The sequence below is a fragment of the Streptomyces sp. NBC_00988 genome, assembly GCF_045162645.1.
Lineage (GTDB): Bacteria > Actinomycetota > Actinomycetes > Streptomycetales > Streptomycetaceae > Streptomyces.
This window is the reverse complement of the sequence record NZ_CP108730.1, coordinates 917,426-942,769: the sequence shown is the minus strand read 5'-3', so window position 1 is coordinate 942,769 and position 25,344 is coordinate 917,426. Positions and strand designations below refer to the sequence as shown.

Below are 25,344 nucleotides of genomic sequence, written 5' to 3'. Positions count from 1 at the left end.
GAGTGACCGTCTCCTTCGGCGGAAACCGCGCTCTCGACGGAGTCGCCCTGACCGCCGAGGCAGGCCGCGTCACCGGACTCATCGGACCCAACGGGGCAGGGAAAAGTACCCTGTTCGACGTCGCCTCCGGACTCCGCAGGCCCTCCTCCGGGCAGGTCCGGCTGGACGGCCGGGACGTCACCCGGGCCCGGCCCTCCGCCCGCGCCCGGCACGGACTCGCCCGCACCTTCCAACGTCTGGAACTGTTCGGCCGGCTCAGCGTGCGCGACAACCTCCTCGTCGCCGCCGAACTCGGCCCCGAACGCCGCCGCGCGGACCAGGTCGTCACCGAGATCCTGCACCGCCTCGGACTCACCGGCCTCGCCGACACCTCACCCGACGCCCTCCCCACCGGAGTCGGCCGTCTCGTCGAGGTGGGAAGGGCCCTCGCGATCCGCCCGAAGGTGCTTCTCCTCGACGAACCCGCCGCCGGACAGGACGCGGAGGAGACCGAACGCTTCGCGGAACTCCTGCGCGCCCTCACCGACGACGGAACCGCCGTCGTCGTCGTCGAGCACGACATGAGCCTCGTGATGGCCGTCTGCGACGAGGTGTACGTCCTCGACCTCGGCAAGATCATCGCCGTCGGCCCGCCCGAGGTGATCCGCAGCGACGAAACGGTACTCGCCGCCTACCTGGGGGACGCGTGAGCGCACTTCTCGAACTGCGCGGCATCCGCGCCGCCCACGAACGCATCACCGTCCTGCACGGCGTCGACCTCGACGTCGCCGCCGGACAGGTGGTCGCACTCCTCGGCCCGAACGGCGCCGGAAAGACCACCACCCTGCGCGTCGCCGCCGGAGTCCACCCCGTCGAATCGGGCCAACTCGTCCTCGGCGGACGGGACATGACCGGCGCCGACCCTCGCGACCTGGCCCGCGCCGGAGTCTGCCTCATCCCCGAAGGACGAGGCGTCTTCCCGAACCTGTCCGTGCGCGACAACCTCCTCATGATGACCTTCACCGGCCGCAGCCGCGAGGAGATCGAGGAGATCGCGTTCGCCCGCTTCCCCGTCCTCGCCCGGTGTGCCGGACAAGCGGCGGGCACCCTCTCCGGCGGCGAACAGCAGATGCTCGCCCTCGCCCGCGGCCTCGCCACCGACCCCGCCGTCCTGCTGCTCGACGAACTCTCCATGGGGCTCGCCCCGTTGGTCGTCGGCCGGCTCTACGAACAGGTCGGCGAGATCGCCCGGCAGGGCGTCGCCGTGCTCGTCGTCGAGCAGTTCGCCGCCGCCGTCCTCGACATCTGCGACCACGCCGCCGTCCTCGTACGCGGCCGGGTCGAACGGCAGGGCCACCCCGACGGCGGGTTGCGTGCCGAACTGTCCGCTCTCTACCTGGGGAGTTCCACATGACGTCCACCGAGACGCGAGCGGACCGCTTCGTCCGCGAACTCACCGTCCTGAAAATCCCGGATCCGGCCGCCGGGAGGGCCGTTCTCTGGCTGCGCGCGGGCGCCGCCCTGATGACGATCGGCGTCGTCCTCGGCGTGTGCGCCTACTTCATCTCGCACGACACCAGCGATCCGCTGGTGCAGAACGACGCTCTCACTCTTGGCCTGGCCGCGGTCGCCGGGAGCGTCGTCGGTTCCGCACTCTTCCTGCGGTACTCGCTCACCGGCTTCCTGCGGTACTGGATGGCCCGTCAGTCCTACGACGTGGAACTCCTCGCCGACCGCCTGCTCGAAAGGGAACTCCGCCATGACCCCACCGGCACCGACGCCGCGCCCCGGTGACCAACTCGCCAGCGCCGTCTGCGGCACCCGCGTGGTCGTCATCCGCGCACCCGCCGACGTACAGCCCCAACTGGCCTGCGGCGGCAGCCCGTTGGTCCCCGCGGCCGACGCACCCCCGGCGAAGCCCGGACCGGCCGGCACCACCACCCTCATCGGCAAGCGGTACGTCGACACCACCGGGACGCTCGAACTGCTCTGCACCGCCTCCGGCGCGGGCGAACTCACCTGTGACGGCGCCCCCATGACCCTGAAGGCGGCCAAGCCGCTGCCCGCCTCCGACTGACCGACCCACCCCCGTAAGGAGCCGTCATGGACCGCGACGACCTCATCCTCATCAGCGTCGACGACCACATCATCGAACCCCCCGACATGTTCGTGAACCACCTCCCCGAGCGCTACAAGAAAGAAGCGCCCCAACTGGTGCACCGGGACGACGGCACCGACGTGTGGCAGTTCGGCGGCGCGACCATCACCAACTCGGCGCTCAACGCGGTGGCCGGCCGACCCAAGGAGGAGTACGGCGTCGAACCGCAGGGCCTCGACGAGATCCGCCCCGGCTGTTACGACGTGCACGAGCGGATCAAGGACATGAACGCGGGCGGCATCCTCGCCCAGATGAACTTCCCGTCCTTCCCCGGCTTCTCGGCCCGCCTGTTCGCCACCAAGGACGTGGACTTCTCCCTCGCGCTCGTGCGGGCGTACAACGACTGGCACATCGACGAGTGGTGCGCCGCCTACCCGGGCCGCTTCATCCCGATGGCGCTGCCCGCCATCTGGGACGCGGAGCTGTGCGCGGCGGAGGTGCGCCGGGTCGCCGAGAAGGGCGTTCACTCGCTCACCTTCACCGAGAACCCCGCCGTCCTCGGCTACCCGAGCTTCCACGACCCGTACTGGAACCCGCTGTGGCGCGCGCTGTCCGACACCGACACCGTCATGTCGGTGCACATCGGTTCCTCCGGCAGGCTCGCCGTCCCGGCCGCCGACTCGCCGCCCGACGTGATGATCACGCTCCAGCCGATGAACATCGTCTCCGCCGCGGCGGACCTGCTCTGGTCGCCCCCGATCAAGCAGTTCCCGAACCTGAAAATCGCCCTCTCGGAAGGCGGAACGGGCTGGATCCCGTACTTCCTGGAGCGCCTCGACCGCACCTTCGAGATGCACTCCACCTGGACCCTCCAGGACTTCGGCGGCAAGCTGCCCTCCGAGGTCTTCCGCGAGCACTTCCTGACCTGCTTCATCACCGACAAGCTGGGCGTGCGACTTCGGCACGACATCGGCATCGACAACATCTGCTGGGAGGGCGACTATCCGCACAGCGACTCCCTGTGGCCGGACGCCCCCGAGCAGCTGCACGACGTGCTGTCGAGCTGCGACGTCCCCGACGACGAGGCCAGGAAGATCACCTACGAGAACGCGATGCGCTGGTACTCCTTCGACCCCTTCGCGCACATCCCGCGCGAACAGGCCACCGTGGGCGCGCTGCGCAAGGCGGCCGAGGGCCACGACGTCAGCACCCGCTCCCGCAGCCACCAACTCATCGAGCCCGCCGAGAAGTTGGAGGCATTCCGCACCAAGGCCCGGGCGGCCGTGGCGGCGGCCCGATGAGCGACCTGGTCCTGACGGAACGGATCGGCGCCGTCCTCGTGGCGACCCTGAACCGCCCGGAGGCCCGAAACGCCCTCAACCCGGAGCTGATCGACGAACTGTCAGTCGTGCTCCGGGAGGCGGACACCGACCCTGCGGTACGGGCGATCGTCCTCACGGGCGCCGGAACGGTCTTCTGCTCCGGCATGGACCTCAAGGCGTTCGCGAAGGGCGGCGGCAGGTTCGACGGCCTGGTGTGGTTCTTCCGCGAGGGCATCACCACTCCGGTGATCGCCGCCCTCAACGGCTCGGCACTCGCTGGCGGCTTCGAACTCGCCCTGGCCTGCGACCTGGTGGTCGCCGCGGAGGACGCCAAGCTGGGGATCGCGGAGGTGAAACGGGGCCTGTTCGCGGCCGGAGGCGGTACGACCCTCGCCGACCGGGTCCCGCTGGCCGTGGCCATGGAGATGGGGCTGACCGGAGACCTCGTCACCGCGACGGACGCCAAGCAGTTCGGCCTGGTCAATCGCGCCGTCCCGGCCGGGGAGGTGCGGGAGACGGCGCTCACCCTGGCCGGCCGCATCGCCGAGAACGGCCCTCTCGGCGTCGCGATGACCAAGAAGCTGATGCGAGAACGCCGTTGGGCCGAACCGGAAGAGGTCGACTCCGTGTTCAGAAGCGCCGACGCGGTGGAGGGGGCAAGGGCCTTCGCCGAACGCCGTAGCCCGGTGTGGATGGGGAAGTAGTAACTCGACTCCGGTGAGGACGAGCGGCTGCGCGGTCTTGTGCCGCTTGTACGGCTGGATCTGGAGGGGATCGGGCGGCGGGCCGCGGCGCTCGGCGTCACCGGGTTCACCAACGCCGACCCGCACCCCGCGAGCGGGTTCACACAGATGCTGTCCGTTCTCCCGCAACGGCTCCTGGTGATGGGCGTCGACGAGCCCGTGAAGCTGATGCTCGACGATCCGACGCTCCCCGCTCCCGCCCAACTCGGCCGCACCATAGGGGAGACCAGGCCCCGGTCGGTCGCCGTGCGCTGTGTGACCCGGGTGCAGTTGCTGGTGACACTGCTCGCCCTGGACGAGGCGGGACCGGCCGACGGTGACCGGATCGAGCACGGGTCGGTGATCCCGGCCGAGACGATTCCCTGGCTGCGGCGGCTCGGGGCGACGGTCGTGACCCAGCCCCATTTTCCGGCCCCGCTACGGCTGTTCACCGGTGAGCCCCAACACCCGGCGCGGACACGCCGGCCGATGTATCAGCCCCTCATGACCTACACGCTGTACCCGCCGTCAACTCCCAACGCCTGCCCGGTGATGAACCCGGCCCGGTCGGAGGCGAGGAACGCGACCGCCTCCGCGATGTCGGTCGCATCGCCGAAACGGCGCAGCGGGATGTTGCGCCGGGTGACGGCGAGGGCGGCCTCGTCCAGTTCGCCGGAGCTGATCAGACGGCCGGCGATGCCGTCGTTGAGCATGCCGGGTGCCACGCAGTTCACGCGGACGCCGTAGCGGCCCTCCTCGGCGGCGAGTGCCCGGGCGACCGCCTCGACCGCGCCCTTCGCGCCCGACGACAGTCCGTCCCGTACCGGGAAGCGGCGGGTGGCGACGGTCGTGACGGCGACGATGTTGCCCCGGCTCTCGCGCAGCAACGGCAGCGCGGGATGCACCAGGTTGAAGAACGCCACCGCGTCGCCTTCGAGTTGGGCGCGGTACTCGCTCGGCGTCACCTTGCTCAGGTGCCGCATGGGTACGTGCGGGCCCGCCGCGTACACGAGGGTGTGGATGCCGCCGCTCACTTCCGACACGGCCTCGGCTGTGGCGGACTCGTCGGTCAAGTCGATTCGCAGCGACCGGACTTGACGGCCCAGCTTCGTGACCTCGGCGGCCACCGCGTCCGCCGCCTCCTGGTTGGCGCGGTAGGTGAACACGATCTCGCTGCCGCGCTCAGCGAGGAGACGGACGACCGCCGCCCCGATCCCGCCCGAGCCGCCCGCGACGAACGCGACACCTGGTCTGCTGGAGAAGTCCGGCACCGTAACCGCCTCACAATCCGAGGGACTTGGCGATGATGACCTTCATGACCTCGCTGGTCCCGGCGTAGATGCGGGTGATGCGTGCGTCCGCGTAGAGCCGGGCGATGGGGTATTCCAGCATGTAGCCGTAGCCGCCGAACAGTTGCAGGCAGCGGTCGACCGCGCGGGCCTGCATCTCGGTGCAGAACAGCTTGACCTTGGCGGCGTCGGGTCCGCTCAGTTCACCGGCGACGAGTTCGAGCACCGCCCGGTCCAGCATCGCCTGCGCCGCCTCGATCTCGGCTGCCACGGCGGCGAGTTCGAACTTGGTGTTCTGGAAGGAGGCGACCGTCTTTCCGAACGCCTTGCGTTCCTTGACGTACGAGATCGTCGTGTCCAAAGCTGTTCGTGCCTGGGCGACCGAGCCGACCGCCACCGTCATCCGCTCCTGCGGCAGGTTGTTGCCCAGATAGCCGAACGCGGCACCCTCCTCGCCGAGCCGGTTGGCGACCGGGACCCGTACGTCGTCGAAGGCCAACTCCACTGTGTCCTGCACCTTGATGCCCAACTTGTGCAGCACCCGGCCGCGCGTGAAGCCGGACATGCCGTCCTCGACGACGAGCAGGGTGAGACCGGCGCGGCGGTTGTCCGGGTCGGTCGACGTGCGCGCCACGACGATCACCAGGTCGGCGAGGAGCCCGCCGGTGATGAACGTCTTCGCCCCGTTGAGAACGTACGAATCCCCGTCGCGCACGGCCGTCGTACGGATCCCCGCGAGATCGGAGCCCGTGCCCGGCTCGGTCATCGCGATGGCCGTCAGCAACTTCCCGGACGCCATGCCAGGGAACCAACGCTCGCGCTGCTCCCGGTCCGCGTAGGAGAGGAAGTACGGCAGCACGACGTCGAGTTGGGTGCGCACGGTGCCCAACGTCACCAGGGCGCGGGCCGATTCCTCCTGGAGGACGACGTTGTAGCGGTAGTCGGCGAGGCCCGCTCCGCCGTATTCCTCGGGGACGGCCGTGCCCAACAGGCCCAGTGAGCCCAGCTGTTCGAAGAGTGCGCGGGGGAGTCGGCCGGCCTCCTCCCACTCGGCGTAGTGGGGGACCACCTCCTTGCCGATGAAGTCCCGCGCGAGCCGGCGGAAGGCCTCGTGGTCGTCGGTGAAGACGTGTCGGCGCACAACATCCCCTGTCAGGTGGCGAGTTCGACGACGGTGGCGTTGGCGGTGCCGCCGCCCTCGCACATGGTCTGCAGGCCGTAGCGGATCCCGTGGTCCCGCATGTGGTGGATCATGCGGGTCATCAGGACGGCGCCCGACGCGCCGAGCGGGTGTCCGAGCGCGATGGCGCCGCCGAGCGGGTTGAGCAGCGCCGGGTCCGCGCCGGTCTCGGCCAGCCAGGCGAGCGGGATCGGTGCGAAGGCCTCGTTGACCTCGAAGACGCCCACCTCCGACAGGCGGACGCCGGCCTTGCGGAGCACCCTCTCGGTCGCCGGGATCGGTCCGGTCAGCATGAGGACCGGGTCGGAACCGGTGACGACGCCCGCGCGGTAGCGGACGATCGGCGTCAGCCCCAACTCGCGTGCTTTTTCAGGGGTGGTGACCAGCAGGGCGGCGGCTCCGTCGGAGATCTGGGAGGAGTTGCCCGCGTGGATCACCCCGTCCTCCTGGAAGGACGGTTTCAGCCGCGCGAGAGTGTCGACGCTGGTACCGCGCCGTATGCCCTCGTCCGCGGTCACCGTGTTCGTGCCGCCGGTCACCGGCACGATCTGCGCGTCGAAAGCCCCGCCGTCCTGCGCGGCCGCCGCCCGCTCGTGCGACAGCGCGGAGAACTCGTCGAGGACACCCCGTCCCAGTCCCCACTTCTGCGCGATCTTCTCGGCGGAGACGCCCTGGTTGAAGGAGAAGTCCTCGTAACGGGCGAGGACTTGAGGGCCGTACGGCATCCCGCCGGCCCGTGAGGCGCCGAGCGGTATCTGGCTCATCACCTCGACGCCGCCCGCCACCACGACGTCCTGCTGGCCGGACATGACCGCCTGGGCGGCGAAGTCCAGCGCCTGCTGGCTCGATCCGCAGGCCCGGTTGACCGTGGTCCCCGGGATGCTCTCGGGCCAGCCCGCGGCCAGCACCGCGTAGCGGCCGATGTTGCTCGACTGGTCGCCCAACTGGCCGACACAGCCCCACACCACGTCGTCGACGACCTCGGGGTCAAGACCCGTGCGGTCGACAAGGGCCTGAAGGACGACGGCGGAGAGGTCGGCCGCGTGCACACCGGCCAGCCCGCCGTTCCGTTTGCCGACGGCGGTGCGGACCGCCTCCACCACCACTGCCTCACGCATCACGAGTCCTCCGTAGCTGTCGGCACGGCCGATCCTGGCTCCGCTGTTCCCGGCACCGCCCAGCGCCCCGTGTAGCGAGGCGGGCGCTTCTCCACGAAGGCGGCGTACGCCTCCGGGACGTCTGCCGTGGCGAAGTTCATGGCCTGCGCCCGCGCCTCGCCGGCAAGGGCCTCGCGCAGGGTGCGATCGGCGTTCTCGTTGAGGAGCGCCTTGTTCTGCGCGAGGGCGACCGGCGCTCCGGCCACCAGCCGGGCGGCGAGGTCGTCCGCGAAAGCGTCGATCTTGTCGGCGTCCACGACCCACGTCACCAGGTTCAGGGCCCGGGCCGCCTCGGCGGCGATCGTCTCGGCCAGCAGCACGAGCCGCTTCGCCTGCTGCAACCCCACCAGCTTCGGCAGCAGCCACGATCCGCCGCAGTCCAGGGACAGGGCGCGGCGCGCGAAGATCTGCGAGAACGTGCTGTCCGGAGTCGCGACGACGAAGTCGCAGCCCAGGGCGAGGTTCCAACCCGCCCCGACCGCCACGCCGTTGACCTTGGCGATGGTGGGGATCGGCAGCTCGTGCAGCAGCAGCGTGACCTCGCTCAGGGTCCGCATCCGGTACAAGGGGTGCTCGCCGCTGACGCCCTTGCGGATGTCGGCCCCGGAGCAGAACGCGCCGTCGGCACCGGTCAGGACCAGCGCACGCACCGTACGGTCGCTGCCCGCTGCGGAGAGTGCCGTTCTCAGGGCGTCCCACAGCTCGGCGTCGATCGCGTTCTTGCGGTGGGGTCGGTTCAGGGTGAGTGTGCGTACTCCCTCGGCGTCGCTCGTCAGCAGGACCGGCCGTGCACTCATCGCACCGCCCCCTGCGCCCGGAGAACCGCGATCTCCTCGTCCGTCAGCCCGAGTTCGGCGAGTACGGCGTCTGTGTGCTGGCCGAGAGCGGGTATCGCGCCCATCGGCGGGTCGTACCCGGCGATGACCGGGGGCGGCAGCAGCGCCGGGACCGGGCCCGACGGTGTGTCGATCTCGCGCCATCGGTCGCGGGCCCGCAGATGGGGGTGGGCGATGACGTCGCTGGGCGTGTTGTAGCGGGAGTTGCCGATCCCGGCCGCGTCGGCACGGTCCTGCACGTGGGCGAGGTCGTGCCGCGCGCACCAGGCGGAGATCTCCGGCTCCAGCACGGCGCGGTGTTCCACCCGTCCGGCGTTGCTCGCGAAGCGCGGGTCGTCCGCCAAGTCCGGCCGGTCGATCAACTCCCGTGCCAGGCGCTGCCATTCACGGTCGTTCGTCGTGCCGAGGATCACCGTGTGACCGTCGGCGGTCCGGTGGGCGCCGTACGGTGCGACGGCGGGGGAGCTCATGCCGAGCGGCTGTTGGTCGATGCCGGAGTGACGGGTGTAGGTGAGGGGATAGCCCATCAGCTCCGTCATCGTGTCGAACAGACTCACCGCGACGGACGAGGCCGCGGGCCCGGGCCCCACTCCGCGTTCCCTGCCGCACAGCAACGCGATGATCGACAGGGCGGCGTACAGGCCGCTGCACACGTCGGCCATCGGCGGCCCCGGTTTGGCCGGTGCCCCGGGGTGGCCCGTCACCGCGCAGGCGCCCGACTCGGCCTGCACGAGGAGGTCGTAGGCGCGCTTGTGGGAGAGGGGGCCGCCGGGGCCGTATCCGTCGATCTCGACGGCGATGAGGTTGGGGTGCAGGGTCTTCAAGTCGTCGGGAGAGACGCCGAGTTTGGCCGTGGTGCCGGGTGTGAGGTTGGAGACGAGGACATCGGCGCGTTCCAGTAGGCGGTGCAGGACGCCCATGCCGCCGGGTGTCTTCAGGTCCAGAGCCAGCGACTCCTTGCCCCGGTTGACCCAGACGAAGTGCGCCCCCAGGCCCTTGACCACATCGTCGTAGTGGCGGGCGAAGTCGCCGCCCTTGGGGTTCTCCACCTTGATCACACGGGCACCGAAGTCGCCGAGCGTGCGGGTGCACATGGGAGCCGAGATCGCCTGCTCCAGCGCGACCACGGTGATTCCGGCCAGCGGCCCTGTTGTTGTCGTCATCTCAGATCGTCGCGTCTCGGATCGCGGTCGTGAACTGTGCCCGCAGTTCGTCCTTCAGCACCTTCTGGCTCGCGTTGCGCGGCAGTTGGCCGACGAAGCGGACATGGCGGGGTACCTTGAAGTTGGCCATGTGCTCGCGGGCCCAGGCGATGACCTCGGTCTCGGTCGGCGTCCGCTCCGGTGGCGGGACCACGAAGGCGCAGCCGACCTCGCCGAGCCGTTCGTCGGGAACGCCGATCACGGCGACCTGCTGGACGTTCTCGCAGCCGAGAAGCAGCTTCTCTATCTCCGCCGGATAGGCGTTGAAGCCGCCGACGATGTACAGCTCCTTCTTGCGGTCGACGATGGCGAGGTCGCCGTCGTCGTCGAGCCGGCCGATGTCCCCGGTGTGCAGCCAGCCCTCGGCGTCGATCGTCGCGGCGGTGGCGTCGGGGTCGTCCCAGTAACCGCGGGTGACGTTGTAGCCGCGGACGAGGATCTCGCCGTCGAGGCCGATCGGGACGTCGAGACCGTCGGCGGCGACGATCCGGACCTGGACACCGGGAATGGCACTTCCCGTGGTGTGAGCCACCGTCTCCTCGGAGTCGCCGACACGGGTCGTGGTCACCAGCGCCGTCGACTCGGTCAGGCCGTAGGCGCTCATCACGATGTCGAACGACAACTCCGTTTTCATGGCGTGGATCAGCGATTCCGGGATCGTCGTACCGCCCGTCATGGAGACCCGCAGCGACGACAGGTCGTGCGTGGCACGGTCCGGGTGGTTGACCAGGTCGTGGAAGATGGTCGGCGGTCCGAGGAGGATGCTCACCCCCTCCCGCGCGATGAGGTCCAGGGCCCGACCGGCGTCGAAGACGGGCATGGGGATGACGGTCACGCCGTGCATGAGCGAGGCCAGCCAGCCTGCCTTGTATCCGAAGCAGTGGAAGAACGGCGGGATCACCAGAAAGGTGTCGGAGGCATCGAAGGTGTACTCCTTCGCCATCCACCCGTAGGCGCGCAGGGACTGGCCGTGGGTGAGCATCACGCCCTTGGGGTGGCCGGTCGTGCCGGACGTGAACATCACGTCGGACACGTCGTCCGGCGTCAACCGGTCGACCGACTCATGGGCCGCAGCCGTGGAAACGCCTTCTCCAGCGCCGAGAAAGTCGTTCCAGGCCAGCTCGGCCGCCCCCTGCGGGCCGAGAACGGACACCGTCTTCTGCAGGGCCGGCAGTCCCGGGTCGGCCTTCCGGAGTTCGCCGATGTAGTCGTTGCCGAGGAAGGGCGAGGCGAACACGGCCGCCGCCTCCGACTTCCGCAGGATGTACGAGATCTCCTGCGCCTTGAACCGTGTGTTGAGCGGAACGAGGATGGCTCCGGCGCCGTGGATGCCCAGCGCGGTGAAGATCCACTCCGCCGAGTTGGGGGCGCACAGCCCGACCCGGTCGCCCGGCTTGATACCGAGCGCCATCGTGGCGCGGACCGAGTCGACCATCTGCTCCTCCAGCTCCCGGAACGTCCACCGGCGGTCACCGTCGATGAGCGCCGTGGCGTCCCCGAAACGCCTGGCCGCCAGCCTGATGACGTTCGGGATGCTGAGGAATTCGTCGTCGTAGCGCATCAGTTGGCTCCAGGGCTAGCCGTTCGAGGGGAGATGCAGGATCCGCTTGGCGATGATGTTCCGCTGGATCTGGGAGGTGCCGCCGTAGACGGAGGCAGCGCGGGAGTACAGGTAGTCGCCGAACAACTCGCCGCCCTCTCCGGAGAGTTCGGCCGGGAACACCTCAAGTGCCGTGTCGTAGAGCCGCTGTTCGGTCCTCGTCATCAGCAGTTTGTCCACGGACGACTCCGGGCCGGCGTTCTGCCCGGCGAGACGTTCGGCGGTACGGCGGCGGGCGTGCGCCACCAGGACCTCGTAGTCGACGACACACCGGCCGATCCGGGACAACAGCCCGTCGGGCAGGCTGTGTCGGTGCTCGGCGGCGTGGCGCCGCAGCCGTTCGACGAGCAGCCCGTACTTCGAGATGTGCCCGGTGTCGAGGGCGTTGCGCTCGTACGACACCGTCGTCATCGCCAGTGCCCAGCCGATGCCCTCGGCGCCGATGCGCTCGGGCTCCTCGATGCGGACGTCGTCGAGGAACAGCTCGCAGAACTCGTCGTCGCCGTTGGCTGCGCGCAGCGGTCGGACCGTCACGCCGGGTCGGTCCAGAGGCAGGACGAACGCCGAGATCGACTTGTGGGCCGGTGCTGCACGGTCCGTGCGGGCCAGCAGCAGGCACAGGCCGGAGTACTGGGCGTAGCTCGTCCACAGTTTCTGCCCGCGCACAATGTAGTGGTCGTCGTGCCGTTCGGCGAAGGTGCTCATGCCGGCCAGGTCCGAACCGGCACCCGGCTCGCTGAAGCCCTGACACCACACCTCGTCACCGGCCAACATCCGTGGCAGGAACCGGAGTCGCTGCTCCTCCGAGCCGAACTCCAGGAGCGCGTGGGCGAGATAGCCGATCCTCGGGACGCCCGGGGCCCGGCAGGCGCCGAGTTCGTCACTGATCGCCACCTGGTGCAGCGCGGTCAGACCCCGGCCGCCGTAGCGCTCCGGGACGTCGAGGCCGACCCACCCGCCCGAGTGCAGCAGCCGGTGCCAGCGGCGCAGGAAGACCGGTACCGGTTCGCCCGACTGCCGCTCGGGGAGCGGGTGTTCGGCCAGCCAGGCACGGAACTCCCGCCGCAGGCGGTCCAGATCGGCCGGGTCGCCGAAGTCCAGCGGGGTGTCGGTCATCGCGTCACCTCCGGTACGGCCAGCGCGGCGAGCAGTTCGTCCGTCGTGGCGAGGAGCGTCGCGCCCAGGCGCACCTTGCGCAGATACAGGTGCGCGATGTGCTCCCAGGTCTGCGCGATACCGCCGAAGACCTGCATCCCCGCGTAAACCGCTTCCAGCGCCGAGGAGTTGACCTCTGCCTTGGCGGCACGTGCCGCAGCCAGGGCGCGCTCGGGCGGTTCGTTGTCGAGACACCAGGCCGCGTACCGCGTGACGCTGGTGCACGCCTCCACGAGGACTGTCGCGTCCGCGAGGAGATGCTGTACGGCCTGGAAGGAACCGATCGCCTGCCCGTACTGGTGCCGGACGCGGGCGTATTCGACCGCCTGCTTCACGAACGAGCCCGCCGTGCCCACGAGTTCGGCGGACACGACTACAAGTGCGTAGGCCTGCCAACGGAGTAGGTCCGGTGGGTCGAGATGACCGATGACCTGCACGGGGGCACCTGACGGCACCGCCCGCACCGAGCGCACGAGGTCCGTGCTCGGTGCCGCCGGGCCCAACTCGACCCGTGTGACCGCCCCTTCGGTGGTGACGCAGAGCGCGCTGTCGGCTCCCTCGCTGTCCCAGGCGACGAGATCCGTCGGTGTCCGTCCGGGGAAGCGGAGTTCGCGGGTGAGCGCGATGGTGGGCGTCGACCTCGGGTTGTCGTCGCCGAGCAGGCGGAGCAGCTCGGGGGCCAGTAGGACCGTGCCGAGCAGGGACGTCGTGAGCGGGTGGCGGCCGTGTTCCTCGGCGAGCAGCGCGCACTCCTGGGCGGTCGCCGCCGGGGGAGAGGTGCGCCGTAGATCCGCCAAACCCAGTTCGTCCAGGGCCTGTTGGGCGGCCGTCCGGGTCGACGGTTTCACCTCGTCCGCCGATGTGACGCCGAAGCGGGTCGCGAGTGAGCGCACCATGTCGCGGACCAGGACGAACTCCTCGTGGTCCACGCTCAGTTCCCCTCAGGGAGGTTGGCGCGCCGTTCGGCGCGGGCCGCGAGTTCGGTGATGATGCGGATGTGGTCCGGGCTGGTCATCGTGGCCCGCTCGGCCATCAGCGCGGCTTCCATGCCGCCGCGTGACACCTGCTCGGCGACCGCCGCGAGGGCCAGCTTGGTGGCGCGGAGTGCCTCGGCGGGCTGGGCCGCGAGCCGGTGGGCCAGGGCGAGAGCCTCGCGCATCAGGTCGTCGGGCGGGACCGTGCGGTTGGCGAGGCCGAGTTCGACCGCCTTGGGTGCGGGGATACGGTCCCCGGTGAAGAGGTACTCCTTCACGCGCAGCAGGCTGGTGAGCATCGGCCACAGGGTGACTCCGCCGTCGCCGGCTACCAGGCCCACCGAGATGTGCGGGTCCGCGAAGTAGGCGTCCTCGGAGATCAGCACCAGGTCGCAGGCCAGGGCGAGGCTGCAACCCAGGCCCACCGCAGGGCCGTTGACGGCCGCGATCACCGGCAGGGGGAAGCGGATCATCTCGGTCTGGATGGTGCGGTCGAGACGGATCGACCGCTCCCGCAGCTCCGGGTCGGTGTGGTGCCGTAGGAGATGGTCGAAGTCGCCACCGGCGCTGAACGCCCGCCCCGCGCCCGTGAGGACGACGGCCCGGGCCTCGGTGTCGTCCGCGAGTTCGCGCCACACCTCCGACAGGCGGCGGTGGAGTTCCTCGGACACGCCGTTCAGCCGGTCGGGGCGGTTCAGGGTGACGATGCGGACGTCTCCGTCGGCGGCCACGGTCAGCACGGGAGTCACCTTGCTCATACCGGGATGGTATTAAAGGTCAGACCGATACTGTCAATGGTGTTGCACGAAGAAGAGAATCACATTCTCGCCTTCGGCTGAGCCAGTTCTCCGATCGGGTCAGTTCTCCGGATCGACGAGCTCCACGCCGTCCCGGCGGTCCACCTCGGCGGCGGCCCGGGCGAAGCCGCACACATGGCGCGTCATCCGGCGCATCGCCGCCTCGCTGTCGCGCTCCCGGATCGCCTCGGTGATCCGGGCGTGCGCGCGGGCGGTGAGCTTGCGGATGTCCGCGTCCATGAACTGCTCGATGTCGGTGGCCGCGTGGATCGACTGCGAGAGAGCGCTCATGAACCCGATGAGAAGCTCGTTCTCGCCGGCCCTCGCCACGGCGTTGTGCCATTGGATGTTGGCGCGCAGGAAGCGCTGGATGTCCTCGCCCGCCGCGACGAGGTCGGCGTGGGCGTCGTCCAGCTCCGCGAGATCGGCATCCGTACGGCGCCTGGCCGCCAGTGCCGCGCACACGGGCTCGATCGCCTCCCGGGTCTCGTGCAGGTCCTCCAGCCGGATCCGCTGCCCCCGGATCACCAGCCGCACAGTGTTCGCAAGGGATTCGCGGCCCGGCCGGTGCACGAAGGCACCGCCCCCGCGCCCCGGCCTGATCTCCAGCAGCCGTTCGACCTCCAGGATGCGCAGCGCCTCGCGCACGGTCGCCCGGCTCAGCCCGGTCTGCTCGACCAGTTGCCGTTCAGGAGGCAGCGCCGTGCCCTCCGTGAACTCCCCGGAGAGGATCCGTTCGCGCACCTCCGCCGCCAGCACGTCCGACGCCTTCGGGACGGTGAGCGTGTCGAAGCGCGGCCGGGGCTCACCGGCCGTAGCGCGTCCCCGAAGGGTGCGGGAAGGGTGCTCGGCGCTCTGCACAGGTTCAGGCCTCTCGTCGGAAGCCGCGCTCTTCGGCCTCTTTGGCTGAACCATTGAACACAGCATCCGCGTCGGCTGCCACAGGGTACCTCCGAGGATGCCTAGGCCTTCAGGATCGCCGTCAGGGCGATTCGGCGTCCGCAACAGCGGCGTCCCGCTCACCCTCCAGCCGGTAGACGATCTCGGAGTTGAGAGACCTGCGGGCGGACTTGGCCTGAGCCGTGAGCCACCGGTGCAGTTCCGTGGGGAGCCTGAGCGTAATCTTTGTTTCTTCATTCATGCCCCTACAGTAGTGGCAGAATGGCGGCATGATGACCCTGAGGGAAGTCGAAGGCGCCGGACATGCCCGGTACACCTATCGGCTCCGTGTGTCGTCGACCGCCCGCACCGCGCTGGAGGCGGAGTGGACGCGCTGCCGGTGGATCTGGAACGAGTGCTGCGCCCGCTCCAAGAAGGCGCATGCCGACGAGGAGAAGTGCGGCCCGGCCCGCCTCGACAAGATGCTGACCGAGGCCCGCACCGAGAACGCGTGGTTGCGCGAGGGAAGTTCGGTGCCGCAGCAGCAGACCATCCGCGACTTCGCCAAGTCCCGCACGAAGGCCCTGAAAGACATCAAGGCCCGGCTGCCGCAGCATCGGCGGGCCGGGATGCCGAAGTATAAGAAGAAGCATGCGGCCGACCCGACGCTGAACTACACGCAGCGCGGGTTCCGACTCAAAGATGGCCGCCTGCACCTCGCGGGCGGGATCGTGCTGAGTGTGGTGTGGTCGCGGGGCTTGCCCAAGCCGCCATCGTCCGTCCGCGTCTACCGCGACAGTCTCGGCCACTGGTATGCCTCGTTCGTCGTGGTGACCACCACCGAGACCCTGCCCGCCACCGGCCGGGCGATCGGCATCGACTGGGGAGTGAAGGAAACCGCGACCACCACCAGCGACGCCCACGACCTCCCACATCCCCAGCATGGCAAGACCGCCGCGCAGCGCCTGGCCTGTTACCAGAAGAGGATGGCCCGTCGGAAACCCAAGCGTGGACAGGCCGGATCGAAGGGCTACCGCGAAGCGAAGCGGCAGACCGCGAAACTCCACAAGAAGATCGCGCGGCAACGCGAGGACACCGGCCGCAAGTGGGCCAAGCACGTGGTCCGTGACCACGACCGCCTTGCGGTCGAGGATTTCCGCCCGAAGTTCCTCGCCAAGTCCACCATGGCCCGCAAGGCCGCTGACGCGGCGATCGGCGTGACCAAGCAGGCCTTGATCCGTATGGCCTCCAAATACAGACGCGAACTTCACCTCGTACACCCCGCGCACACCACCATGGACTGCGCACAGTGCGGAGCGAGAACCAAGCACGCACTGCCTCTCTCGGAACGTACCTACACCTGCACCGTGTGCGGAACCGTGTCTCCCAGGGACAAGAACTCCGCCCGCGTGATGCTCGTCCGGGCTGGTCTCAACCCGGCTGGTGCTGATCGTGTAAGAGCTGCCGGACCGCCGGTCCACAGCCAACGTGAGCCAGGAATCCCCGCCCATTAGGTGGGGGAGGTTTCAAATGACCATGCCGCCGTCCACCGGCAGTACCTGCCCGGTGATGAACGACGCGGCATCCGAGGCGAGGAACACGAAACTGCCCGCGATCTCCGCCGGCTCGGCCCACCGGCCCAGCGGGATGCGGGCGAGCATCTGGGCCGAGAACTTCTCGTTGGTGCGGATGGTCTCCGTCATGGGCGTAGCGGCCAGCGGCGCGAGGGCGTTGACCAGCACGCGCCGGCGCGCCAGTTCGCGGGCCAGGGACTTCGTCAGGCCGATGATCCCGGCTTTCGCGGCCGAGTAGTTGACCTGGCCGAGCGTGCCGACCAGGCCCGCCGACGACGTGACGTTGATGATCCGCCCCGTGCCGTCGTCCGGCAGGAACGGCAGCGCGGCCTGCGCGCAGTGGAACGTGCCCATCACATGGATGTCGAGGACGCGCCGGAACGCCGCCTCCTCCAGCTTGTCGAACATGGCCGGGGCGATGACCCCGGCGTTGTTCACGAGGATGTGCAGCGTCCCGTCCGCGAGCGCCGCCGCGCGGGCCACCGCCGCGTCGGCGGCGGACCGGTCCCGTACGTCGAGTGCGGCGCTGTCCGCCGTCAGGCCCGCGGCGTCGATCTTCCCCGCGACGGCCGCGGCGGCCGACTCGTCGACGTCGGTCACCAGCACCGCGGCACCCGCGCGCGCCAGTGCCTCGGCGACCGCGGAACCGATGCCGCCCCCGGCGCCGGTGACCAGCGCCGACCGGCCCGTGAGGTCGAACAGCCCTGTGCTGTCGGTCATTCAGTAGCTCCTCGGGAGTCCCAGCGTGTGTGATCCCAGGTAGTTGAGGATCATTTCCTGACTGATCGGTGCGATGCGCATGAGGCGGGCCTCGCGGAAGTAGCGGGCCACGCCGTACTCCTCGGAGTAGCCCATGCCGCCGTGGGTCTGCAGGGCCCGGTCGGCGGCCGTGAACCCGGCGTCGGCGCACAGGTACTTGGCGGTGTTCGCCTCCCGCCCGCAGGGCCTCCCGTTGTCGTACAGCCACGTCGCTTTGCGCAGCACGAGTTCCGCCGCGTCGAGGTGGGCCAGGGAGTCCGCGAGGGGGAACTGGATGGCCTGGTTCATGCCGATCGGGCGGCCGAAGACGACGCGCTCCTTGCCGTACTGGACGGCCTTGTCGAGCGAGGCCCGGCCGATGCCGAGGGCCTCCGCGGCGATCAGCATGCGCTCGGGGTTGAGGCCGTCGAGGAGGTAGCGGAAGCCCTGGCCCTCCTCGCCGACGCGGTCCTCGACCGGGATGCGCAGGTCGTCGATGAAGAGTTCGTTCGAGGTGACGGCGTTGCGGCCCATCTTCGGGATCGGGCGGACGTCGATCCGGTCGCGGTCGATGTCCGTCAGGAACAGGGTCATCCCGTCGGTCTTCTTGGCGACCTCGTCGGCCTTGCTGGTGCGGGTCAGCAGCAGGATCTTCTCGGACTCCATGGCCTTGGAGATCCACACCTTGCGGCCGTTGACGACGTAGTGGTCGCCGTCCCGTCGGGCGTACGTCGTGATGCTCGTGGTGTCGAGTCCCGCGCCGGGTTCGGTGACGCCGAAACAGACGTGCAGGTCGCCGTTGGCGATGCGCGGGAGTGTGCGGCGCTTCAGCTCCTCGGAGCCGTGCACGACCACCGGATGCATGCCGAAGATGGACAGGTGGATCGCGCTGGCCGCGTTCATGCCGCCGCCCGAGCGTGCCACCTCCTCCAGCAGCAGGCTGGCCTCGGTGATGCCGAGGCCGTGGCCGCCGTAGGCCTCCGGGATCGTGATCCCGAGCCAGCCGCCGCCCGCGACGGTCTCGTAGAACTCCGTCGGGAACTCGTGCGCCTGGTCCTTCTCCATCCAGTACTGGTCGTCGAAGTCACGCAGCAGTCCGGCGACGGACTTGCGGATCGTTTCCTGGTCCTCGGTCAGCTCAAAGTCCATGGAATGTGGACCCTTCTCCGGTTCCGATTGCGAAACATATCAAAGGTCAGACCGAAGCAGTAGGGTCCAGATGTGCGGTGATCCGTGCGACCGTCCCGGCGTTCTCCTCGAACAGGTGCGCCTGCATCCCCGCGACGCGGGCGGCCTCGACGTTGGGAGCGAAGTCGTCGACGAACAGGCAGTCGCCGGGCCGTACTTGGAGTCGGGTGCAGGTGATGGCGAAGGCCCGGGGATCGGGTTTGCGGACGCCGATCTCGTGCGAGTAGACGATCTCGTCGACCAGCCGGTCGAAGCCGTACGCCGCCGTCTCCAGCTCGCGGGCGCCCACGAAACTGTTGCTGAGGATGCCCAGCCGGCAGTGCGGGCGCAGCCCCGCCACGTAGTCGATGAGTTCGGTGTTGGGGGTACCCAGGTACTCGTCCCACAGGTCGGCCAGGAATGACTCGGTGTCCACCGGTCCGAGTCCCAGCCGGGCGGCGACCTGCTCGCGCACCTCGTTCTCGGTGACGGTCCCGATCTCTCCGGCGTCCCATACGTCGGTCAGCCGTTGGTCCGCCGTGCCCGGCGGGAGGCCGAGGTGCTCGTCCCAGCGGGTGAGCCAGCCGGTCCGGGGCGTGAGCTCCAGGACACCGCCGATGTCGAGGATCAGACAGCGCGCGTTCATGCGGGTTCCTCTCGTTCGTCTCCGCACGACCGTCGGGCCTCACCTTTGGACAAGGTCAACCGTCACTGCTGGACAAGGCCGACCGCCACCGCCCGTCTACCGTGGAGTAACATCGCGCGGCAGGCCATCAGAGGAGGAACCGTGCCACGGTCCGAACGCTCGTCGCTGCTGCTCGCCGGTCTGTTGGCGACCGCGGGGGTCGCCCACTTCGCCTCGCCGCGACAGTTCGACGCGACGATCCCGCGCTCCCTGCCGGGGTCGCCCCGGGCCTGGACGTACGCGAGCGGTGTCGTCGAACTGGCGCTGGCCGCGGGGATCGCGGTGCCGCGTACCCGGCGTACGGCCGCGCTGGCCGCGGCGGGGTTCTTCGTGGGCGTGTTCCCCGCCAACGTGAAGATGGCGCTGGACTGGCGGGACCGGCCGACCCCGCAGAAAGCGGCGGCCATCGGGCGTCTGCCGCTGCAGGTACCTCTCGTACTGTGGGCCCGTAGTGTCGCGAAGAATGGGGAGGGACGGTCATGACGGGACGCCTGAACGTCGGTGACAAGGTCGAGGACTTCACGCTGCCGGACGAGACCGGTGCCGAGCGCAGCCTCACCGAACTGCTCGCCGAGGGGCCGGTGGTGCTGTTCTTCTATCCGGCAGCCCTGTCCGCCGGCTGCACCGCCGAGGCCTGCCACTTCCGGGACCTGGCCGCCGAGTTCGCGGCCGTCGGCGCGCGGCCCGTGGGCATCAGCGGCGACTCCGTCGACAAGCAGCAGGAGTTCGCCGGGAAGCACACCCTCGGCATGCCGCTCCTCTCGGACACCGACGGCACCATCCGGGAGCGGTTCGGGGTGAAGCGCGGGTTCTCCCTCGCACCCACCAAGCGGGCCACCTTCGTCATCGGCGAGGACCGCACGATCCTGGAGGTCGTCTCCAGCGAACTGCGGATGAACACCCACGCCGACCGCGCCCTTGCCGCCCTCCGCGCCCACCGGAAGTGACACAGAGGCCACAAATGCCGTAGCGCGGTTGTTGCGGCGCGGTATAGGGACCATCCTGGACGATATGGAGCAGGCCTCCGCCGCGGCGGTCATCAATGCCCGAGGCATCGTGACGGGGTGGAGCGACGGTGCCCGGACACTGACGGGATACCCGGCCGAGGAGGCCGTGGGCCGGCCGGTGGCGGCACTGCTCGCCGAACCTCCCTCCACCACGGCCCTGGCCGCGCTCACGGGCACCTTGGTCCTACGGCACCGGGACGGAACCCCGCTCCCGCTCACCGTGCGGGCCTGCCCGGTGCTCGGCGCGGACGGCGCACCGGACGGATACGTCCTCACCGCCGAGCCTCTCGCCGAACCGGCACCCGCACCCGGGCCCACCTTGGCGGAGCAGGCTTTCCAGCAGGCGTCGATGTCGTTCTCCGTCTTCGACACCGAGCAGCGCTACCTCCGCCTCAACGACGTCGCCTGCCGGGTGATGGGAGTCCCGGAGGATGTCCTGATCGGCCGGTTCTTCCCGGAGAGCGTCGAGGACGCCGACCACAGCCGGAGCTTCCTGACCAACCTGCGCCTGGTCGCCGAGACGGGCAGACCGGTCCGCTACAACAGCTGGGCGGGCGCTCCCGCCCTGAACAGGGAGCACGCCTGGAGCATCGAGATGTGGCCCCTCAAGGAGGACTCCGGCGAGGTGACCGGGGTCGCCCTCGCGGCGTTCGACAGCACCGAGCAGTACCTCGCCCGGCAGCGGCTGGCCCTGCTGAACGAGGCGGCGGCCGGCATCGGCACCACCCTCGACGTGGTCCGCACCGCCGAGGAACTGGTGGAGATCCTCGTGCCGCGCTACGCCGACTTCGCCAGCGTGGACCTCCTCCCGTGGGTGCTCGGCGCGGACGAACCACCGCCGGCGTCGGACGGCGAGATCGTGCTGCGGCGCGTCGCCCACGGCTCTGTCGACGAGGGCACGCCGGGTGCCGCCGTACGCCTGGGACAGACGGACGTCTACGAGCCGTCCTCGCCACCTGTGCGTGCTCTGCGCGAGGGACGGGCGGTGCGCAGTCAGGCGGGCGAGCCCGAATTCGTGCGGTGGGTCGCGGACCGCAACGCCCGTTCTCCCGAAGGGATTTCGCACCGCAAGGGCGTCCACTCGATGATCGCGGTGCCGTTGCGGGCGCGGGGCACCACGCTCGGTGTCGCGGTCGGCGTCCGCATGGCCCACCCGGACGACTACGCGGCCGACGACGCCGTACTCGCCGAGGAGTTGGCCAGCCGGGCCGCCGTCTGCATCGACAACGCGCGCCGCTTCGCCCGCGAGCGCTCGACCGCACTTGCACTCCAACACAGCCTGCTGCCCAGGGACTTGCCCGGGCAGGCGGCGGTCGAGGTGGCCCACCGCTATCTGCCCTCCGGGTCGCTCGCGGGTATCGGCGGCGACTGGTTCGACGTGATCCCGCTGTCCGGCAGCCGTGTTGCCCTGGTGGTCGGCGATGTCGTCGGCCACGGCATCCCGTCCTCGGCGACCATGGGCCGCCTCTGTACGGCCGTCCGCACCCTCGCCGACGTGGACCTGCCGCCCGACGAACTCCTCACCCACCTCGACGACTTGGTCACCCACCTCGCGACGGACGACACCGGCGACGAGGTCGCGGAACTGGGCGCCACCTGCCTCTACGCCGTCTACGACCCGGTCTCGCGCCGCCTCACCATGGCCGCCGCCGGACATCCACCGCCGGCCGTCGTCCTGCCCGACGGGACCGCGAGCCTCGTCCCCATGACCGCGGGACCACCGCTCGGCGTCGGCGGACTCCCTTTCGAGGCAGTGGAGTTGGAGCTGCCCGAGGGAGCTACCGTCGCCCTGTACACGGACGGCCTGATCGAGGACCGCGACCGCGACGTCGACCACGCCACCGCCGAACTGTGCCGCGCGCTCACCGCGTCCGCCGAGTCGCTGGACGCGCTGTGCGACTCGGTGCTGAAGGCCGTGATGCCGGAGGATCCCAGCGACGACGTGGCCCTGCTGCTGGTGCGCACCCGGGCGCTGGGCGCCGACCGGGTCGCCACCTGGGACATCGAACCCGACCCCGCGCACGTGGCCGGGGCCCGGCAGGCCGCCACCGAGCAACTCACCGCGTGGGGGCTGGACGAGGAGTCCTTCGTCACCGAACTCGTCGTCAGTGAACTCGTCACCAACGCCATCCGGTACGGCGAACCGCCCATCCAGCTCCGCCTGATCCGCGACAGCGCCCTCATCTGCGAGGTCTCCGACGGGAGTTCGACCTCACCGCACCTGCGCCGCGCCCACGCCTACGACGAGGGCGGGCGCGGCCTCCTCCTCGTCGCCCAGCTCACCCAGCGCTGGGGCAGCCGGCAGACCGGCAGCGGCAAGACCATCTGGGCCGAACAGCCGCTGCCGCCGGCGGACTGACCCGGACAACTCGCCTACCGGACCGCTCACTCGAAGGGGCATCCGGGGTTCGGCGCGTCCTCCGAGAACGGTGATCCGTGCGGGAGGACGTACAGCACGTCGAGGACGAGAGGGACGTTCCCCAGATTGCGGCCGATGTGCACGTTGCCCGAACCGGCCGGTTCCTGAATGGGGCTGCCCGCCCGGTACACGCCGTCGGAGGCGCAGCTGGAGTCGAAGTGGCTCAGCGTGCCCTGCTTGACGACGCCGTACAGGGGGCCGTCGTGATAGTGCCAGCCGGTGGCCTGGCCGGGCGGAATGGTGATCTCGCGCAGGGTGTAGTCGGTGTCGCCGATCGTGGTCTGGCTGATCAGCCGGGCGGTGACTCCGGGCCCCGCCGGGGTCGCCTGGGCGGTGCCGCCGATCAGGAGAGCGGCGGCGGCCACCGACCCGGTCACGGCGGTACGGAACGCGGTGCGCATACGAGAACCTTCCGATGAGATCCTGAGCATCCGCCGTGAACATAGAGGCAGGGAACGCGAGTTGGGGGCAGAAACGCCGACTTCCACCCCCTGAACTCGCAGACTTCCGGAAGTACCAGAGCTCCCAGGACTTCCAGAGCTCCCAGGACTCTCAGAACTCCTCGTGCGTCTCCGGGTCCCCGCCCAGCCGCTGCGGCGTGTGGTCGGCGATGGCGGCCAGTTGGGCCGGGCCGAGTTCGAAGCCGAATATGTCGAGGTTCGCGCGCTGCCGGTCGGGATCCGCCGACTTGGGGATCGGGATGGCCCCGAGCTGGGTGTGCCAGCGCAGCACCACCTGCGCCGGTGTCACACCGAAGGCCTCGGCGACCGTCACCACAGCGGGGTCGTTCAACAGCTCGGAACCGCGCCCGAGAGGACTCCAGCTCTCCGTGAGAACACCCTTCTCGGTGTCGAAAGCGCGCAGTTCGTCCTGCGGGAACAGCGGGTGCAGCTCGATCTGGTTGACGGAGGGCAGGACGCCGGTCTCCTTCTCCAACTGCTCGATGTGTCCGGGGGTGAAGTTCGAGACACCGATCGACCGGACGAGACCCTCCTCGCGGAGCTTGATCATCGCCTTCCAGGAATCGACGAACTTGCCGACGCGCGGCAGCGGCCAGTGGATGAGATACAGGTCCACGTACTCCACGCCGAGCCGCGCCCGGGACTCCTCGAAGGACGCGAGGGTCTCCTCGTAGCCGTGATGGCGGCCCGGCAGCTTCGTCGTCACGAGGATCTCCTCGCGCGGTACGCCGCTGCGGGCGATGCCGCGACCGACGCCGGTCTCGTTGCGGTAGTTCGTCGCCGTGTCCACCAGGCGATAGCCCATGCGCAACGCACCGGCGACGGCCTCCTCGGCCGTCGCGTCGTCCATCGGCCAGGTGCCCAGGCCGATGGCGGGGATCTTCGTGCCGTCGTTGAGCGTGTGCGTCGGGATGCTGATCACGGTCGACCTTCCCTTGACTGTGCGGTACAGCCAGTATGGGCGACCGGAACCCCTGTCGCCCTGCGCGGGGATCGCTGACACGATCTTCCTTGGAAGCCGTACGACCTGGGTACGACCCGGTAGGGAGGACCTGGTACGGACGACCGGCCGGGCACGTACGACGACGGAGCGGGCATGACGACGGACAGCAGCGGTACGACGACGGACGAGACGGTGCGGGTGGACGGCATGGAGGTGCGGCCCGCCGCCGGGCACATCGGGGCCGAGATCACCGGTGTCGACCTGGCCGGTGAACTCGACGACGCCGTGGTCGCAGCGATCCGGGCGGCGGTGCTGCGCTGGAAGGTCGTGTTCTTCCGCGGGCAACGGCTCGACCACACCGGGCATGTGGCGTTCGCGCGCCGCTTCGGGGAACCGGTCGTGCTCGGGCGGCGCGGCAGCGCGTCACCGGAAGGCTTCCCGGAGATCGAAACGACCGCCGACCGGCTGGAGTTGGGCGGCCGGTTCGGCATGGAGCACGAGGAGTGGCTGGAGCGACGCAGGCACACGCTCCTGCGCGGCTGGCACTGCGACCACGGCGCCCGCGTCGACCCGCCCGCCGCGACGATCCTCCGCGCGGAGACCGTCCCGCCGTACGGCGGCGACACCACCTGGTCGAATCTGGCGGCCGCGTACGCCGGACTGTCGCAGCCGGTAAGGGAGTTCGTGGACGGACTGCGGGCCGAGCACCGGCTCGGCGTCGGCTATCAGCCGCGGTCCGGCGACGACGCGTACGTCCGTCACCTCCTGGACCACCAGGTCGCCTCGGTGCACCCGCTGGTGCGGGTGCACCCCGAGACGGGGGAGCGGGTGCTGTTCGTCAACGGCTACTACATGGAGCAGATCACCGACGTCTCCCGCGCGGAGAGCGCCGCGATCTTGGAGATGCTGCTCGCGCAGGCGACTCGGCCCGAGTACACGGTCCGGTTCCGCTGGGAGCCGGGCAGCGTGGCCTTCTGGGACAACCGGGCCACCATCCACCTCGCCCCCAGCGACAACGCCCACCTCGGCTTCCCGCGCACCATGCACCGTGTGATGCTCACCGGCGACATACCGGTCGGCGTCAACGGCAAGCCGTCCGAGCCGATCGTCGGCACCGAGCCCGGCCGCTGGTGAGGTTGAGGTCGGGCGGCGGCCTGCCA

General features: G+C 69.8%; 27 protein-coding genes. 11 read left to right on the top strand and 16 right to left on the bottom strand.

The window, feature by feature from the left end; all coding sequences use genetic code 11:
• Positions 1–2: 2 nt before the first annotated feature.
• From OG496_RS04400 to OG496_RS04375, 6 genes are read left to right on the top strand one after another with little or no spacing between them, the layout of a single operon-like run.
• On the top strand, positions 3–689 hold the full coding sequence (locus tag OG496_RS04400) for an ABC transporter ATP-binding protein (RefSeq protein ID WP_405969655.1): 687 nt from the start codon (positions 3–5) through the stop codon (positions 687–689).
• Positions 686–1,393, top strand: a complete 708-nt coding sequence (locus OG496_RS04395; protein WP_327406566.1) for an ABC transporter ATP-binding protein — start codon at positions 686–688, stop codon at positions 1,391–1,393. The genes OG496_RS04400 and OG496_RS04395 overlap by 4 nt, the downstream gene beginning before the upstream one ends.
• Positions 1,390–1,773 (top strand): hypothetical protein, encoded by a 384-nt coding sequence (locus OG496_RS04390; protein ID WP_328685621.1) that lies wholly within the window; start codon positions 1,390–1,392, stop codon positions 1,771–1,773. The genes OG496_RS04395 and OG496_RS04390 overlap by 4 nt, the downstream gene beginning before the upstream one ends.
• Positions 1,739–2,056, top strand: a complete 318-nt coding sequence (locus OG496_RS04385; RefSeq protein ID WP_405969654.1) for a hypothetical protein — start codon at positions 1,739–1,741, stop codon at positions 2,054–2,056. The genes OG496_RS04390 and OG496_RS04385 overlap by 35 nt, the downstream gene beginning before the upstream one ends.
• A gap of 26 nt (positions 2,057–2,082) precedes the next feature.
• The gene (locus tag OG496_RS04380; RefSeq protein WP_405969653.1) at positions 2,083–3,378 is read left to right on the top strand and encodes an amidohydrolase family protein; all 1,296 of its coding nucleotides are present in this window, start codon (positions 2,083–2,085) and stop codon (positions 3,376–3,378) included.
• Complete coding sequence (locus tag OG496_RS04375; RefSeq protein WP_405969652.1) at positions 3,375–4,103, top strand: enoyl-CoA hydratase-related protein; 729 nt, start codon at positions 3,375–3,377, stop codon at positions 4,101–4,103. The genes OG496_RS04380 and OG496_RS04375 overlap by 4 nt, the downstream gene beginning before the upstream one ends.
• 527 nt (positions 4,104–4,630) lie before the next feature.
• On the opposite strand, the gene OG496_RS04370 is transcribed toward OG496_RS04375, so the two are convergent.
• The 11 genes from OG496_RS04370 to OG496_RS04320 all read right to left on the bottom strand — a co-directional run bounded on the left by OG496_RS04370 (position 4,631) and on the right by OG496_RS04320 (position 15,452).
• Entirely contained in the window at positions 4,631–5,392 is a 762-nt protein-coding gene (locus OG496_RS04370) for an SDR family NAD(P)-dependent oxidoreductase (RefSeq protein ID WP_405969651.1), read from the bottom strand.
• A gap of 10 nt (positions 5,393–5,402) precedes the next feature.
• Positions 5,403–6,551, bottom strand: coding sequence for an acyl-CoA dehydrogenase family protein (locus OG496_RS04365; RefSeq protein WP_405969650.1), 1,149 nt, complete (start codon positions 6,549–6,551; stop codon positions 5,403–5,405).
• 11 nt (positions 6,552–6,562) lie between these two features.
• Positions 6,563–7,708, bottom strand: a complete 1,146-nt coding sequence (locus tag OG496_RS04360; RefSeq protein WP_405969649.1) for a thiolase family protein — start codon at positions 7,706–7,708, stop codon at positions 6,563–6,565.
• Positions 7,708–8,544: an enoyl-CoA hydratase/isomerase family protein gene (locus OG496_RS04355; protein ID WP_405969648.1), complete on the bottom strand. Its 837-nt coding sequence runs from the start codon at positions 8,542–8,544 to the stop codon at positions 7,708–7,710. The genes OG496_RS04360 and OG496_RS04355 overlap by 1 nt, the downstream gene beginning before the upstream one ends.
• Positions 8,541–9,746, bottom strand: a complete 1,206-nt coding sequence (locus OG496_RS04350) for a CaiB/BaiF CoA transferase family protein (RefSeq protein WP_405969647.1) — start codon at positions 9,744–9,746, stop codon at positions 8,541–8,543. Before OG496_RS04350 ends, OG496_RS04355 begins: the two co-directional genes overlap by 4 nt.
• A gap of 1 nt (position 9,747) precedes the next feature.
• Positions 9,748–11,346, bottom strand: coding sequence for a FadD3 family acyl-CoA ligase (locus OG496_RS04345; RefSeq protein WP_405969646.1), 1,599 nt, complete (start codon positions 11,344–11,346; stop codon positions 9,748–9,750).
• A 15-nt stretch (positions 11,347–11,361) separates the two neighbouring features.
• A complete protein-coding gene (locus tag OG496_RS04340) occupies positions 11,362–12,501 on the bottom strand; it encodes an acyl-CoA dehydrogenase family protein (protein WP_405969645.1) in 1,140 nt (379 codons plus the stop codon).
• On the bottom strand, positions 12,498–13,469 hold the full coding sequence (locus OG496_RS04335) for an acyl-CoA dehydrogenase family protein (protein WP_405969644.1): 972 nt from the start codon (positions 13,467–13,469) through the stop codon (positions 12,498–12,500). Before OG496_RS04335 ends, OG496_RS04340 begins: the two co-directional genes overlap by 4 nt.
• Positions 13,470–13,471: 2 nt before the next feature.
• Positions 13,472–14,272, bottom strand: a complete 801-nt coding sequence (locus tag OG496_RS04330) for an enoyl-CoA hydratase/isomerase family protein (protein ID WP_405969643.1) — start codon at positions 14,270–14,272, stop codon at positions 13,472–13,474.
• Positions 14,273–14,371: 99 nt separating this feature from the next.
• Entirely contained in the window at positions 14,372–15,172 is an 801-nt protein-coding gene (locus OG496_RS04325; protein WP_405969642.1) for a FadR/GntR family transcriptional regulator, read from the bottom strand.
• Between the two features lie 121 nt (positions 15,173–15,293).
• Positions 15,294–15,452, bottom strand: coding sequence for an Arc family DNA-binding protein (locus tag OG496_RS04320; protein ID WP_405969641.1), 159 nt, complete (start codon positions 15,450–15,452; stop codon positions 15,294–15,296).
• A 28-nt stretch (positions 15,453–15,480) separates the two neighbouring features.
• On the opposite strand from OG496_RS04320, the gene OG496_RS04315 reads away from it, so the two are divergent.
• Entirely contained in the window at positions 15,481–16,704 is a 1,224-nt protein-coding gene (locus tag OG496_RS04315) for an RNA-guided endonuclease InsQ/TnpB family protein (RefSeq protein WP_405969640.1), read from the top strand.
• A gap of 12 nt (positions 16,705–16,716) precedes the next feature.
• Here OG496_RS04315 and OG496_RS04310 read toward each other — a convergent pair whose 3' ends face one another.
• From OG496_RS04310 to OG496_RS04300, 3 genes are read right to left on the bottom strand one after another with little or no spacing between them, the layout of a single operon-like run.
• Entirely contained in the window at positions 16,717–17,484 is a 768-nt protein-coding gene (locus OG496_RS04310) for an SDR family NAD(P)-dependent oxidoreductase (protein ID WP_405969639.1), read from the bottom strand.
• Positions 17,485–18,651: an acyl-CoA dehydrogenase family protein gene (locus tag OG496_RS04305; RefSeq protein WP_405969638.1), complete on the bottom strand. Its 1,167-nt coding sequence runs from the start codon at positions 18,649–18,651 to the stop codon at positions 17,485–17,487. It abuts the gene before it with no gap.
• Between the two features lie 46 nt (positions 18,652–18,697).
• The gene (locus OG496_RS04300; RefSeq protein WP_405969637.1) at positions 18,698–19,315 is read right to left on the bottom strand and encodes an HAD family hydrolase; all 618 of its coding nucleotides are present in this window, start codon (positions 19,313–19,315) and stop codon (positions 18,698–18,700) included.
• 141 nt (positions 19,316–19,456) lie between these two features.
• Between OG496_RS04300 and OG496_RS04295 the strand changes: the two genes are divergently transcribed.
• The 3 genes from OG496_RS04295 (at position 19,457) to OG496_RS04285 (ending at position 22,720) form a co-directional block, all read left to right on the top strand.
• Positions 19,457–19,837 (top strand): DoxX family protein, encoded by a 381-nt coding sequence (locus OG496_RS04295; RefSeq protein WP_405969636.1) that lies wholly within the window; start codon positions 19,457–19,459, stop codon positions 19,835–19,837.
• Positions 19,834–20,301 carry a peroxiredoxin gene (locus OG496_RS04290; RefSeq protein ID WP_033282996.1) on the top strand — a complete coding sequence of 156 codons (468 nt, stop codon included), beginning with the start codon at positions 19,834–19,836 and terminating at the stop codon, positions 20,299–20,301. The genes OG496_RS04295 and OG496_RS04290 overlap by 4 nt, the downstream gene beginning before the upstream one ends.
• Positions 20,302–20,365: 64 nt before the next feature.
• A complete protein-coding gene (locus tag OG496_RS04285) occupies positions 20,366–22,720 on the top strand; it encodes a SpoIIE family protein phosphatase (RefSeq protein ID WP_405969635.1) in 2,355 nt (784 codons plus the stop codon).
• Positions 22,721–22,746: 26 nt separating this feature from the next.
• Here the strand turns inward: OG496_RS04285 and OG496_RS04280 are convergent, their stop codons facing one another.
• Both OG496_RS04280 and OG496_RS04275 read right to left on the bottom strand, forming a co-directional pair.
• Complete coding sequence (locus OG496_RS04280) at positions 22,747–23,181, bottom strand: cupin domain-containing protein (protein WP_366492575.1); 435 nt, start codon at positions 23,179–23,181, stop codon at positions 22,747–22,749.
• Positions 23,182–23,332: 151 nt separating this feature from the next.
• Positions 23,333–24,163, bottom strand: a complete 831-nt coding sequence (locus OG496_RS04275) for an aldo/keto reductase (protein ID WP_405969634.1) — start codon at positions 24,161–24,163, stop codon at positions 23,333–23,335.
• A gap of 174 nt (positions 24,164–24,337) precedes the next feature.
• Between OG496_RS04275 and OG496_RS04270 the strand changes: the two genes are divergently transcribed.
• Positions 24,338–25,318 (top strand): TauD/TfdA dioxygenase family protein, encoded by a 981-nt coding sequence (locus OG496_RS04270; RefSeq protein ID WP_405969633.1) that lies wholly within the window; start codon positions 24,338–24,340, stop codon positions 25,316–25,318.
• Positions 25,319–25,344 lie beyond the last annotated feature (26 nt).

What these genes read in the sequence shown, in the direction of transcription:
- OG496_RS04350 (WP_405969647.1), bottom strand. Translation starts at nt 9,746, where the DNA reads ATGACGACAACAACAGGGCCGCTGGCCGGAATCACCGTGGTCGCGCTG.
- OG496_RS04340 (WP_405969645.1), bottom strand. Translation starts at nt 12,501, where the DNA reads ATGACCGACACCCCGCTGGACTTCGGCGACCCGGCCGATCTGGACCGC.
- OG496_RS04380 (WP_405969653.1), top strand. Translation starts at nt 2,083, where the DNA reads ATGGACCGCGACGACCTCATCCTCATCAGCGTCGACGACCACATCATC.
- OG496_RS04280 (WP_366492575.1), bottom strand. Translation starts at nt 23,181, where the DNA reads ATGCGCACCGCGTTCCGTACCGCCGTGACCGGGTCGGTGGCCGCCGCC.
- OG496_RS04345 (WP_405969646.1), bottom strand. Translation starts at nt 11,346, where the DNA reads ATGCGCTACGACGACGAATTCCTCAGCATCCCGAACGTCATCAGGCTG.
- OG496_RS04375 (WP_405969652.1), top strand. Translation starts at nt 3,375, where the DNA reads ATGAGCGACCTGGTCCTGACGGAACGGATCGGCGCCGTCCTCGTGGCG.
- OG496_RS04385 (WP_405969654.1), top strand. Translation starts at nt 1,739, where the DNA reads ATGACCCCACCGGCACCGACGCCGCGCCCCGGTGACCAACTCGCCAGC.
- OG496_RS04355 (WP_405969648.1), bottom strand. Translation starts at nt 8,544, where the DNA reads ATGAGTGCACGGCCGGTCCTGCTGACGAGCGACGCCGAGGGAGTACGC.
- OG496_RS04305 (WP_405969638.1), bottom strand. Translation starts at nt 18,651, where the DNA reads ATGGACTTTGAGCTGACCGAGGACCAGGAAACGATCCGCAAGTCCGTC.
- OG496_RS04315 (WP_405969640.1), top strand. Translation starts at nt 15,481, where the DNA reads ATGATGACCCTGAGGGAAGTCGAAGGCGCCGGACATGCCCGGTACACC.
- OG496_RS04285 (WP_405969635.1), top strand. Translation starts at nt 20,366, where the DNA reads ATGGAGCAGGCCTCCGCCGCGGCGGTCATCAATGCCCGAGGCATCGTG.
- OG496_RS04310 (WP_405969639.1), bottom strand. Translation starts at nt 17,484, where the DNA reads ATGACCGACAGCACAGGGCTGTTCGACCTCACGGGCCGGTCGGCGCTG.
- OG496_RS04290 (WP_033282996.1), top strand. Translation starts at nt 19,834, where the DNA reads ATGACGGGACGCCTGAACGTCGGTGACAAGGTCGAGGACTTCACGCTG.
- OG496_RS04390 (WP_328685621.1), top strand. Translation starts at nt 1,390, where the DNA reads ATGACGTCCACCGAGACGCGAGCGGACCGCTTCGTCCGCGAACTCACC.
- OG496_RS04300 (WP_405969637.1), bottom strand. Translation starts at nt 19,315, where the DNA reads ATGAACGCGCGCTGTCTGATCCTCGACATCGGCGGTGTCCTGGAGCTC.
- OG496_RS04320 (WP_405969641.1), bottom strand. Translation starts at nt 15,452, where the DNA reads ATGAATGAAGAAACAAAGATTACGCTCAGGCTCCCCACGGAACTGCAC.
- OG496_RS04270 (WP_405969633.1), top strand. Translation starts at nt 24,338, where the DNA reads ATGACGACGGACAGCAGCGGTACGACGACGGACGAGACGGTGCGGGTG.
- OG496_RS04330 (WP_405969643.1), bottom strand. Translation starts at nt 14,272, where the DNA reads ATGAGCAAGGTGACTCCCGTGCTGACCGTGGCCGCCGACGGAGACGTC.
- OG496_RS04360 (WP_405969649.1), bottom strand. Translation starts at nt 7,708, where the DNA reads ATGCGTGAGGCAGTGGTGGTGGAGGCGGTCCGCACCGCCGTCGGCAAA.